Raw genomic sequence first — 12,243 nt, 5'->3', positions numbered from 1 at the left:
AATCTATGGAGAACGGCCGGCGTGAAATCAGTGACATAATACACAACTCGTCAGCACCAACCTTCGAAAACACCATTGAAGCACTTGAGAAATCAGGCAAACAACTTGGAAGATTAAGCGCCATCTTTTTTAACCTGAACTCGGCCGAAACAAGTGATGAAATCCAGAGAATTGCCCGTGAGGTTTCGCCGTTGCTAACTGCCTACTCAAATGACATCTGGTTAAATGAGCAACTCTTTGAAAAAGTTAAGTCGGTTTACGAGCAAAAAAGCGCCTTAACATTAAGACCAGATCAGGAGAAGCTGCTTACCGATACCTACAAGGCATTCGTTCGTCGAGGGGCACTACTATCCAATACAGAGAAGGAAATTTATCGCGCACTCACCACAGAACTCGCACAATTGTCGCTCGAATTTGGTGAAAACCTACTTGCCGAAACCAACGACTACAAATTGCACGTGACCGACCAGAAAGACCTTTCAGGTTTGCCCGATGCTGTTGTGGAAGCAGCTGCAATGCTGGCAAAGAGTGAAAATAAAGAAGGTTGGATGTTCTCACTGCATGCGCCAAGCATGATTCCATTCATGAAATTTGCCGATAATCGTGCCTTGCGGGAAGAGATATTCAGAGCTTCCTCTTCGCGTGGCAATAGAGGTAACGATAGAGACAACAATCACATTGTACTGCGCCAGGTAGAACTACGACTCCAAATTGCACGCCTTCTGGGCTTTAACAGCTATGCGGATTATGTACTTGAAGAGCGCATGGCACAATCGGCTCAGAAAGTAAACCAATTTCTGGATCAGCTCTTTGTAAAATCATTCCCTTTTGCACAAAAAGATGTTGAAGAAGTAGCTGCTTTCGCCAAAAAAGAGGGCTTGGAAGGTTCTTTACAACGATGGGACTTTGCCTACTACTCCGAAAAACTTAAAAACTCACTGTTCGACCTGAATGAGGAGCTGGTAAAGCCCTATTTTGAGCTTCAGCGAATTACCGATGGCGTATTTGATTTAACCCACAAACTTTGGGGACTTACCTATAAGCTCAACACCGACATACCGGTATATCACCCCGATGTGCAAGCCTATGAGGTGTTTGACAAGGACGGCTCCTTTTTGTCGGTTCTTTACATGGATTTCCATCCAAGAAAATCGAAACAAGGCGGAGCATGGATGACCTCCTTCCGCGATCAGTATCGTGAAAATGGCAATGATGTCAGACCACATATCTCTATCGTCTGCAATTTTACGGAACCAACCCCCACCCGCCCCTCTCTACTTACATACAATGAGGTTACCACATATCTTCATGAATTTGGTCATGCATTGCATGGAATGCTTAGCAACGTGACCTATGAGAGCCAGTCGGGCACAAGCGTTTTTCGCGATTTTGTAGAGTTGCCATCCCAGATAATGGAAAACTGGGCCAGAGAAAAAGAGTGGCTTCAACAGGTGGCATTTCATTATGAAACAGGAGAGCCCATCCCCGGTGAACTAATTGATAAAATCATTGATGCAGGTAATTTCCAGAGTGGCTATTTTACTGTTCGTCAGTTAAGTTTTGGCTTTAATGATATGGCATGGCACTCTGTTACGGAGCCGGTAACGACCAAACCCGTTGATTTTGAAAAAAATGCGATGGCGCGTACAGAGTTGTTTCCCGAAGTTGATGGAAGCTGCATGAGCACTGCCTTTGGGCACATATTTGATGGAGGGTATGCTGCCGGATACTATGGCTATAAATGGGCCGAAGTATTGGATGCCGATGCATATTCGCTTTTCAGGCAGAATGGCATTTTTGATAAAGCTACTGCCGACAGGTTTCGCGAAACCATCCTATCAAAAGGCGGTACCAAACATCCAATGGAATTGTATGTAGATTTCAGAGGTTCTGAACCATCCATCGATCCTCTGCTGGAACGCAGTGGATTGAAATAAAGCATCATACAAGTAAAAACGAAAGGGTGAGCCATTACAGCTCACCCTTTCTGTTTATCAGTAACTAAGTGAAATTAATCGATGCTCAATTTAATAACCATTTTCTTAACCTTGTTAGGACGTGCACCATGCACAAGCGCCTTGTGAATCTCGCCCGGGAAAAAGATTACAAATCCATTGATAGGAAAAAACACCTCTCCTCCATCTCCGTCAAATACGGTGATGTCTTTTTCCGCATTGTAAGCCTGCGTTTCAGTCATATCCGCCTCATCGGCATAGAAAATTTTCTCATCCCCTTCAACCAGAAAGTGAATATCCAGATACTTGTCATGCGACTCCCATATACTTTCGTCATAACTTTTAGTATCACGAACCATTCCATTACCGTAAAGATGGTCTCCGATTATCTCTGTTTTTCCTTCCGGAAAATCCTCTGCTGTCAATGTCTCCAGAAAATCAAATGCTTGCTCGAGCGACGGGTGCAGCATGAAATAACGCGATGCATTTTCAAGGGTATCAACTATCATATTCTTAGTTTTTCAATGAATTTATATACCGCAAAAATACGTAATCACAATATCGCATTACAACTAACTATGGACATTTTTCCTTAAAAAGTGGTAAATTGTATATAAACCATATATCATTCGCATAGAAACAATTTAAAATAATTCAAAACAACAGAGATTATTAATAATCAACTACTTACAAATAATTAGACCACTAAGAAATCGATATAGCGACTTAAATATTCGGTAATTTTGCTATATTTGTCGTGTAGAACATATCTGCTCTTGTTTCGTATGCAGCTAAAGAATATGCTGTTATATCAAAATCTGACACTGCTTTTCTGTACTAGAAATCCAATCAAATCTGAATCCAATCAGATTATCTATCGGGCGCAAAGCCCAAATCCTTCTGCTAACAGATTAAAAAGTAAAACCATGAAACAGGAAAACAAACAACATACAGATAAGCGGGGTCGCAAACCATTAAACATGCAAATATTTACAGAACACCAGCAAGAAATTGCTCATAAAATTGAGCCAAAATCAGAACTTAAAAACTGGCGTGACTGGAAATGGCATCTTAGAAATGCCGTTAAATCCATCGAAGATTTCGAAAACCTGACAGGCATCGTCTTTACAGATGAAGAAAAAGAGAAATTTCAGGAAACACAGAACCGCTTCCCTCTCTCCATCACACCCTATTACCTCTCGTTGATTAAAAGAGAGAACTTCCGTAATGATCCTGTCTATAAGCAAGCGTTTCTAGATAATCGGGAACTGATTGTGTCATCCAGTGAAATGGGCGATCCCCTGTCGGAGGATCATGACAGTCCCGTGCCCGGAATTACACATCGCTATCCCGACAGAGTATTGTTTTTGGTAAGTAATGTTTGTGCCATGTATTGTCGTCATTGTACGCGTAAACGCAAGGTTGGCGATGTGGATTACATACCAAATAAAAGCCAGGTGCAGCAAGGTCTTGAATACATCCGAAACCATCCGGAAGTACGTGATGTACTGCTATCTGGTGGCGATCCATTTCTTTTATCCGATGAATATATAGATTGGATATTAACGGAATTGCGAGCCATTCCACATGTGCAGATTATTCGCATCGGAACCCGAACGCCCGTGGTATTGCCTTATCGCATCACGGATAATCTGGTAAATGTTCTGAAAAAGCACCATCCGATATGGGTGAACACCCATTTTAACCACCCACGCGAGTTAACGGCTTCTGCCCGTGAATCATTGACAAAGTTGGCCAATGGAGGCATACCCCTTGGAAACCAAACAGTGTTGCTCGCCGATGTGAACGATTGCCCACGTATCATGAAAGAACTTGTTCATCAACTCGTTATAAACCGAGTTAGACCATACTATCTTTACCAGTGCGATCTCAGCGAAGGATTATCACATTTTCGCACTCCCATAGGGAAAGGTATTGAAATTATGGAGAGTTTAATTGGTCACACCAGTGGTTATGCCGTGCCTACCTACGTCATTGATGCACCGGGCGGCGGCGGAAAAATTCCGGTGATGCCAAACTATATCATATCATGGAGTACAAACAAAGTAATCCTCAGAAACTACGAAGGTGTAATTACCTCTTATCAGGAACCCGATAAGTATGAAACCACCATTTGTGATCGCAATTGCAGCAAGTGCAATCTGGAGCTTGATGTAAAGGGCAGCGACGAAATAAATGCCATCGGTATTGAAAAACTGCTATCTGATTATGATGAGACCATTTCGTTAATACCGGCAAACAATGAAAGATATGAGCGCAGAGATACAAATGGACACGAAACAGTATAAAAAAATGGTAATAAAATCAAAAATATCGCACGATGCGGGAAGCAAAAGAGTCTATTTGATGGAGTTGGACGCAGCCGACTTTCCGCACATCATTCCGCACATCGAAAAACTTGCAAAAGAGAATGGGTACACCAAGCTTTTCGCAAAAATACCGGCAATGTATGCGCCGGTATTTTTGCTGGCAGGCTATGTGATGGAAGCTGCGATTCCAGGCTTTTACAACGACGAGGAAGATGCATTTTTCATGGTACGATACACCCACCCTGACCGAGCAAAACCCGAAAGCGAAGCGCTCGAAGTGTTTCAACAGATGATGGTAAAGCCAGAGCGCTATGCATCCTCACGGATGGATGAATGTTACACGTTGCGACCACTTATTGAGGAAGATGCTGAGAGGATGGTTCCGGTTTTCAAAGAGGTGTTTGAAACCTATCCGTTTCCAATTTTTGACGCATCCTATTTGGTTCACGCCATGCGCAACGACGAAACCCGGTTTTTTGGCGTATTCCAGGGCGAAGCGCTCGTTGCCATTAGCTCAGCCGAGTGCAATGGCAAATTGCAAAACGCTGAGATGACCGATTTTGCAGTGCTTCCCTCGCACCGGGGCAAAAGACTGGCGGTACATCTGCTTACCTTCATGGAGAAACAACTCACACTAGATGGCTTTAAGACATTTTACACCATAGCCCGGCTCCATTCGCCAGCCATGAACAAAACGTTTCAGAATCTGGAATATCGATACGCCGGCACGCTTACCAACAACACCCAAATATCAGGCAAAATTGAAAGTATGAATGTGTGGTACAAAAAAGCCGTAAAGTAGCTATTCCACATCAAAAATACCATCGGCAGAGATAACTGGAAACTCATCAGCAGCTTCTGAATCACTAATTTCCAACATATCGGTGAGCAACTGAAGCGCACCCGACATTTTGAGTAACTCATCCTCTGAAAGCCTTTTGAGCTTAGCAGCCAATCGCTGTTGCAAAAGGTCTGGTGTGCGCTTAAGAAGCTCATCACCGGCCGATGTCAGTGTGATGTTGGTCACCCGCTTATCGCCTGACTTGGGTAAACGTGCCAATAAGCCGTTTTTCTCAAGACGGCCAATTATGCCGGTTACCGTGCTCGAATTTAAGTTTAGATGATCGCGAATGTCCCGCTGGGTAGCCTGATAATTTGGAGCACTCTTTAAAAATTCCAGACATAATATCTGAGGAATACTCACCCCAAAATCCTTCTGAACTTTTTTTGATTCGAGGTTGATAGAACGCACAATACGCCGGATTTTGATCAAAATAGCTTTATAATCCATACGCAACCTTTCAATTACCTAACATATTATACTTCAATACAACCCAAATTACTCCAGATGAAACATCTCGGCCTCGGCATACCGATTGGTAAGCCTCACCGGGAACCGATTGGCAACGCCACTAAATGCATTTACCGCCACTTCGGGTCTGTTATTATCCTCCGAAAGATGGCTTAAAAAAACCACCCGTAAGTCTGGATGATGATATTTTTCGAGAAGTTCATAAGCCTGAGTATTGGATAAATGACCCTTATCACTCGCCACACGCACTTTAAGATGGTGTGGATATGGCCCTTGCCAAAGCATCTGCTCATCGTAATTTGACTCCAAAAAGAGCGCCTGGCACTGACTCAGGTGATCGATTACATTGTTGCACGGCAGGCCAATATCGGTAAACACACCTACATTAATACCGTTATGCTCAATGCGAAAACTGCATGGCTCAGCGGCATCATGGTTTTTCAAAAAGGTATGAACAGTAAAATTTCCCGCAATAACAGATTCTCCGGGAACGAAGAGCCGCACCGCGTGGGGTCGGTTAGGCCCCCAGCTCTTTTCCCAGGATTTTTGAGTCATAAAAACCGGCACATCCAACTTCTTGGCCAAAACTCTTACCCCCCGAAAGTGGTCAGCATGTTCATGAGAAATGAATATCGCTTTTATTCGGCTTGGATCAAGTTTCTTACGCGCCATACGCTCCAACACCTGACGTCGGCTGATTCCTGCATCCACCAGAATTGCATCATCACCGTTTCCAATGTAGTAGCAATTTCCGTTACTTCCTGATGCTAAGGCACAAATATCAATCATAAAAAGTCAGCTTTTACACAATCCAATACTCGGGCTTTTTTACATCGCCCAATCTTTCCAACAAATCAACAGCCAATGCAAGGGCACGATTCAGTTCGTTATCCATCGCGTAAAATGCAGGAAAAACCATTAAGAATCGCATTGTTGACCCGGTCACCATGGTTCGAACAGAGTCGCTAGTAGAGGTACCAAACGCGCCCCTATCGTCTCTAAAAACGGGCAGTTTGGTAATGTTTAAAACGCCTCGCCCAATACCCTCATACGGCTCATTATCAAAACCAATCCCGAATACAATACGTCCTTCAATTTTATCGGCGTCATAGCCACCAATTGAAAAGCCGGTTTGAACAGAGACAAGGTTCAGAATGTCAACCATGTTATTCACATGGTACAATCCTTTTCCTGAAGCAATACGACGAAGCAGACTCTCGGCTGCCGGACGGTATCGGTTTGGATCCTGCCCCATACGCCTGTATGCATTTCTGGCAGAAGCCACCACTGGCATTTCCCGAATGGTGTCCGGTGATACACGTGAACTCATCTCTTCAATGATGGCCTCCATTTCAGTAAGAATCTGTGCATTTGAAGGGTTCACTTGCACATCGGCCAGAATACATCCAATTTTAATCGACGGAAACAACCGGCAGATTTCCGGAGAAATATCTAGTTTCAAAAGCAATACATTTTGAATTAAACGTCATCAAAATTATAAAATAATTCCAAAACAGTGGAAAGTAAGAATTGTTAACTTAGTCTGATGCCCGGTTTACTTCGGAAATTTGCATATTTGCATTTATGACAAGTACATTTCGACTACCAGCAAAAATCGAAGCCGTATTTTTTGATATGGACGGCGTTTTATATGACTCCATGCGCAATCATGCCACCACATGGGTTCAAAGTTTCAGGCAGGCCGGCATTGAATTTCCTGAATACGATGCGTACCTGAACGAGGGACGCACCGGTCCCTCCACAATCGAAGTGGCATTTCGAAAATATGGCAACCGACCGGCAACAGCAGAAGACATCCGTTTTGTCTACGACACCAAAACCAATCTGATGTTGGAAGCTCCGGAACCCCCGCGCATGCCAAATATGCAGGAAGTGATGCAACTTACCAGAGAGGCCGGCAAAAAAATCATGATTGTTACCGGCTCCAAACAGCCCTCTCTGCTCTCGCGGTTAAAGGATGATTATCAGGCAAACTACGAGCAGATTATATCTGGGTTTGATGTTAAAAACGGTAAGCCCGATCCTGAACCCTATCTTCGGGCGTTGGAAAAAACAGGTACCAAGCCTGAAAATGCACTTGTTATTGAAAATGCACCACTTGGTATTGAATCGGCAAAAGCAGCCGGCATCATAACCATTGCCGTTAATACAGGCATACTCGAAGAAGAAATCTTACATTCGGCGGGTGCCGACATGGTACTACCCGGTACAAACCAACTGTTTGCGATATGGCCTTCGATACTTGAAGGTCGTTAACTGTAAACTGTCAACACCAATTTTCGGGGGCCACCGTAATTTCTAAATTCACACAGGTAAATGCCCTGCCACATGCCAAGAGCCATGCGTCCGTTTGTAACGGGTATGGTTAGGGACTGTCCGAGTAGCGATGATTTAATGTGAGCAGGCATGTCATCTGAACCCTCCATCGTATGTTTGTAGCCTGATTGATTTTCAGGAACAAGGCGATTCATGATGGTCTCAAAATCCTCCCTTACAGTTGGATCTACATTTTCGTTGAGCGACAATGCCGCAGAGGTATGCTGAATGAAGATATTGACAAGTCCGGAATCGGGTAAACTGCCCAACTCAGACTCTATATATCTGGTAATCAAATGAAATCCTCTGCTCATTTCCGGCAGTTTAATGAAATATTGCTGAACCATAATCGAAAAACATATTGGATTAATCTCAAATATAACCACGAAATTCCAATAACAAAAAAGCAAAGTACGAAAAAAAGGAGCGGTGGGTTAAAAGTATTCTGTCTGTTTTTTTTGATACCTTTGTATAACTTATAAACATTGATCATGATTCTTGAAGAAGTAAAATCACTACTAGCCATTGAAGCCGAAGCCGTTAAGAATATACCGGTAACTGACCAGTTTGAGATAGCCGTCAACATTATTTATGAACAGGTTCATCAAAAGAAGGGCAAACTGATAACCAGCGGTATGGGAAAAGCCGGTCAGATAGCCATTAACATGGCTACCACTTTTAGCAGTACAGGCACGCCAGCAGTTTTCCTGCATCCATCTGAAGCGCAGCATGGTGATTTAGGCGTTGTTCAGCCCAATGACGCGATGATACTTATATCCAATTCGGGAAAAACGAGAGAAATAGTTGAACTGGTAGATCTTGCAAGAGGATTGCGTCCCGATATACGTTTCATCGTCATCACCGGCAATCCCGATTCATTATTGGCCAACGCTGCCGAAGCCACACTATCCACAGGCAATCCCAAAGAGGTGTGTGCACTGGGTCTTACCCCTACCACCTCAACCACCACCATGACCGTTATTGGCGACATATTGGTGGTACTTCAGATGAAAAAAATAGGATTTTCAAACCATGATTATTCGCTGCGGCACCACGGAGGCTATTTAGGTGATAAATCACGTAAAGCAGCGATTTCAGAAAAAAACCAACCTTTATGAGTAACGTGAATTGGAAAAAACTTCAGAACGGTTCCGACATCAGAGGAGTAGCCCTCGAAGGGGTGAAAAATGAAGATGTGAATTTAACCCCAGAAGTTGTAGCCCGATTGGGTGAATCCTTTGCAGGATGGCTCAGCCAAATAAATACCGGAAAATCTCTAAACATATCTGTAGGGATGGATTCAAGGCTTTCGGGACCTGTGCTTCGCAAAGCTCTGTCTGACAGCCTTATCGCATGCGGTGTGAATGTCTTTGATTTTGGCATGGCATCTACGCCGGCCATGTTTATGAGCACTGTGATGGGACAAACCAAAATGGATGGCGCCATAATGCTTACAGCCAGCCACCTGCCCTACAATCGCAATGGTCTGAAACTTTTCACAGCCAATGGAAGTCTCGAAAAAAACGACATCACTGATTTACTAAATATTGCCGAAAGCAGCAAAAGTTTTAAGGCACAAGCTCAAGGCACAGTCACGGAATCCAATTTCATGGATGAGTATGCCAATAGTTTCGTGGAAATGATACGCAAACAGGTAAACCATCCTGACAATTATGAACAACCTCTTAAAGGATTAAAAATAGTGGTTGATGCCGGAAATGGTGCCGGAGGATTCTACGCCACAAAGGTACTTCAACCGCTCGGTGCCGACATTTCTGACAGTCAGTTTCTAAATCCCGATGGCCGTTTTCCAAACCATGTGCCCAACCCCGAAGATGCGGTGGCAATGGCATCTGTTGTTTACCGTGTGAAAGAGTCCAAAGCTGATTTAGGCATTATTTTCGATACCGATGTGGATAGAGCAGCGCTGGTTGGTGCCGACGGCTCCCCCATCAACAGAAACAAGCTGATAGCGCTCATTTCAGCAGTGGTGCTCGAAGAGCATCCGGGCACTACCGTTGTGACAGACTCCATCACATCCAATGGTCTGGGATGGTTCATCAACGACTTTCTGAAAGGAAAACACCGACGCTTTAAACGCGGCTACAAAAACGTGATTAACGAGGCCATACGCCTCAACAGTGAAGGAGAGGCTTGTTGGCTGGCAATTGAAACTTCGGGCCATGCCGCGCTAAAAGAGAACCATTTTATGGATGATGGCGCCTACCTTGTTACCAAGCTTATCATCACTATGGCAAAGCTCAACCGTAAAGGCGAGAAACTTTCGTCCCTCATTGATAATCTGCCATTGCCCAATAAAAGTTGCGAAATAAGGATTGAAATTAAAGATTCAGATTTCAAGGCCTATGGTGAAAAAGTGATTATGGATTTGGGCTTACTGGCAGGCAACAAACCCGGTTGGGACATTGCCCCTGATAATTTTGAAGGTGTGCGCATAAACTGCGATTTACCACAGCAAAAAGGCTGGTTTCTGCTCCGACTCTCGCTTCACGACCCGGTAATACCGCTAAACATTGAGTCAGATGTGGAGGGCGGACTAGAAGATATCATAGCGCACCTTACAACATTTTTCAAGAATTATGATCGGCTGGATCTGAAAGGGTTCCAGAACATCATCATAAACAAGTAACTAACGTTAAAATTGAATTATATCAACATCAGTATGAGAATCTTAAAAGAGAAATCAGTGGCCATAATTGTGGATGTGCAGGAGAGATTGTTCCCACATATTCATAACCATGAGCAATTAGCGCAAAACCTGCGTATCTTGATTGAAGGACTGAAGTTACTTGAAGTGCCGGTGAAAATAACTGAACAGTATAAAAAGGGGTTGGGTGATACCATCGCTCCCGTTAAAGAGCTCTTGGAAGGCGCTTGGAATACTGAAAAAATTGCTTTTAGCTGTTGCGATGAGCCAGCGTTTCTGACCGAACTGGAAACACATTCTCAAAAAACGGTGCTGCTTGCAGGTATTGAATCACATATTTGCGTGCTGCAAACAGCACTCGATCTAAAATCACTTGGCTTTAACCCCGTTGTTATTGAAGATTGTGTGGCTTCCAGAAACCCGGAGAACAAACGAATTGCCATAAACAGAATGTTGCAGGCAGGCGTTTTGGTAACCAGTTATGAATCACTGCTTTTTGAATTATGCAGATATGCAGGGTCAGATACATTTAAGGCCATATCGAAACTGGTAAAATAAGTCGTTGATTATCGGATAAAACAGCATGCAGATTGCCTGAAGATTTGAATTCACCGGTAATCTGCATTTTTTTAGAGACGTTGCAGATGAGAAAAATTTATGGAATAGGCGAAGCACTACTTGACGTAATTTTTAAGAACAACCAGCCGGTAAGTGCAACCGCCGGTGGCAGCACCCTTAATGCCATTGTTTCACTAGGCCGCATGGGGCACCACCCATACTTTATCAGTGAGATAGGCAACGACAGAATTGGTGATTTAATTGACACCTTCTTACTCGACAATGGCGTTTCAGATCAATATCTGTTTCGAAGAGATGGAACCCGCTCTCCTCTTGCTCTCGCATTTCTGAATGAGGTAAATGATGCCGAATATGAAATATTTAAGGATTATGCGGCTCAAGCTCTGGATGGCAAGATGCCTGATTTTAAGGAAAATGATCTCGTGGTGTTTGGTTCATTTTTTTCGCTCAATCCCTCGGTAAGACCTCAATTATTGAAAACACTTCGCTTAGCGAGAGATATGGGTGCCACCATTGTGTACGATCCCAACTACAGGAACCATCATGCACATAAAATTGAACAATTAAAGCCCATGCTCGAAGAGAATTTCGCCCTGGCACACATTGTAAGGGGAAGTAACGAAGATTTCCAAAACATCTATAAAACGTCAGACATTGACGAAATGGCCGTTCAAGTTTCAAAATTCTGTCCTAATGTAGTAATCACAGCCGCTGCAGCAGGTGTATACCAGTTTTCGGCTAATCAAAAGTACCACTACCCTTCTCGCGCTATTGTGCCCATAAGCACCATTGGTGCAGGCGACAATTTTAACGCAGGCATTGTACATGCACTTCTAAAAGAGCACATCGCAACAAAAGAAATAGACACCCTGAGCAGTGAGAAGTGGCAAATACTTGTTGAAACAGCAATCGGGTTTGCCTCCGCCGTATGTTGTTCAATGGAAAATTATATCCCAAAGAATTTTAAAACTTCATAGCTTAAGAAAGAAGATTGTCTCAAAATGGCAGCAGCTTAATTTGACTATTAGGCAAATATTATTGATATTAACATGCATCGAAAAT

General features: G+C 43.5%; 13 protein-coding genes. 8 read left to right on the top strand and 5 right to left on the bottom strand.

Annotated elements, in window-relative coordinates:
- Positions 1-5 precede the first annotated feature (5 nt).
- Positions 6-1,937, top strand: coding sequence for a M3 family metallopeptidase (locus tag ALKIM_RS0115585; protein ID WP_235714435.1), 1,932 nt, complete (start codon positions 6-8; stop codon positions 1,935-1,937).
- 74 nt (positions 1,938-2,011) lie between these two features.
- On the opposite strand, the gene ALKIM_RS0115580 is transcribed toward ALKIM_RS0115585, so the two are convergent.
- On the bottom strand, positions 2,012-2,464 hold the full coding sequence (locus tag ALKIM_RS0115580; RefSeq protein ID WP_026475449.1) for a YhcH/YjgK/YiaL family protein: 453 nt from the start codon (positions 2,462-2,464) through the stop codon (positions 2,012-2,014).
- Between the two features lie 417 nt (positions 2,465-2,881).
- Here ALKIM_RS0115580 and kamA point away from each other — a divergent pair, with 417 nt between their 5' ends.
- Positions 2,882-4,264: a lysine 2,3-aminomutase gene (gene kamA / locus ALKIM_RS0115575; RefSeq protein ID WP_235714434.1), complete on the top strand. Its 1,383-nt coding sequence runs from the start codon at positions 2,882-2,884 to the stop codon at positions 4,262-4,264.
- Positions 4,227-5,087, top strand: a complete 861-nt coding sequence (gene ablB, locus ALKIM_RS0115570) for a putative beta-lysine N-acetyltransferase (RefSeq protein ID WP_235714433.1) — start codon at positions 4,227-4,229, stop codon at positions 5,085-5,087. The genes kamA and ablB overlap by 38 nt, the downstream gene beginning before the upstream one ends.
- Here the strand turns inward: ablB and ALKIM_RS0115565 are convergent, their stop codons facing one another.
- Genes ALKIM_RS0115565 through ALKIM_RS18890 form a run of 3 tightly spaced genes read right to left on the bottom strand, consistent with a single transcriptional unit; the run spans position 5,088 to position 7,059 of the window.
- Positions 5,088-5,576 carry a MarR family winged helix-turn-helix transcriptional regulator gene (locus ALKIM_RS0115565; RefSeq protein WP_026475446.1) on the bottom strand — a complete coding sequence of 163 codons (489 nt, stop codon included), beginning with the start codon at positions 5,574-5,576 and terminating at the stop codon, positions 5,088-5,090.
- Between the two features lie 48 nt (positions 5,577-5,624).
- Entirely contained in the window at positions 5,625-6,386 is a 762-nt protein-coding gene (locus ALKIM_RS0115560) for an MBL fold metallo-hydrolase (RefSeq protein WP_026475445.1), read from the bottom strand.
- Between the two features lie 13 nt (positions 6,387-6,399).
- Positions 6,400-7,059: a B3/B4 domain-containing protein gene (locus tag ALKIM_RS18890; protein WP_157363942.1), complete on the bottom strand. Its 660-nt coding sequence runs from the start codon at positions 7,057-7,059 to the stop codon at positions 6,400-6,402.
- 122 nt (positions 7,060-7,181) lie between these two features.
- Between ALKIM_RS18890 and ALKIM_RS0115550 the strand changes: the two genes are divergently transcribed.
- Positions 7,182-7,874: an HAD family hydrolase gene (locus tag ALKIM_RS0115550; RefSeq protein ID WP_026475444.1), complete on the top strand. Its 693-nt coding sequence runs from the start codon at positions 7,182-7,184 to the stop codon at positions 7,872-7,874.
- On the opposite strand, the gene ALKIM_RS0115545 is transcribed toward ALKIM_RS0115550, so the two are convergent.
- On the bottom strand, positions 7,871-8,248 hold the full coding sequence (locus ALKIM_RS0115545; RefSeq protein ID WP_235714432.1) for a secondary thiamine-phosphate synthase enzyme YjbQ: 378 nt from the start codon (positions 8,246-8,248) through the stop codon (positions 7,871-7,873). The genes ALKIM_RS0115550 and ALKIM_RS0115545 overlap by 4 nt on opposite strands.
- A 177-nt stretch (positions 8,249-8,425) precedes the next feature.
- Between ALKIM_RS0115545 and ALKIM_RS0115540 the strand changes: the two genes are divergently transcribed.
- The 4 genes from ALKIM_RS0115540 (at position 8,426) to ALKIM_RS0115525 (ending at position 12,158) form a co-directional block, all read left to right on the top strand.
- Positions 8,426-9,052: an SIS domain-containing protein gene (locus tag ALKIM_RS0115540; RefSeq protein WP_084555918.1), complete on the top strand. Its 627-nt coding sequence runs from the start codon at positions 8,426-8,428 to the stop codon at positions 9,050-9,052.
- Positions 9,049-10,584 (top strand): phosphohexomutase domain-containing protein, encoded by a 1,536-nt coding sequence (locus ALKIM_RS0115535; protein WP_026475441.1) that lies wholly within the window; start codon positions 9,049-9,051, stop codon positions 10,582-10,584. The genes ALKIM_RS0115540 and ALKIM_RS0115535 overlap by 4 nt, the downstream gene beginning before the upstream one ends.
- Before the next feature lie 33 nt (positions 10,585-10,617).
- Positions 10,618-11,160, top strand: a complete 543-nt coding sequence (locus ALKIM_RS0115530) for a hydrolase (RefSeq protein WP_026475440.1) — start codon at positions 10,618-10,620, stop codon at positions 11,158-11,160.
- Between the two features lie 86 nt (positions 11,161-11,246).
- Positions 11,247-12,158: a PfkB family carbohydrate kinase gene (locus ALKIM_RS0115525; RefSeq protein ID WP_026475439.1), complete on the top strand. Its 912-nt coding sequence runs from the start codon at positions 11,247-11,249 to the stop codon at positions 12,156-12,158.
- The last annotated feature ends 85 nt before the right edge of the window (positions 12,159-12,243 follow it).

The organism is Alkaliflexus imshenetskii DSM 15055, from assembly GCF_000517065.1.
Classification (GTDB): domain Bacteria; phylum Bacteroidota; class Bacteroidia; order Bacteroidales; family Marinilabiliaceae; genus Alkaliflexus; species Alkaliflexus imshenetskii.
This window is presented reverse-complemented; position numbering and strand designations above follow the sequence as displayed.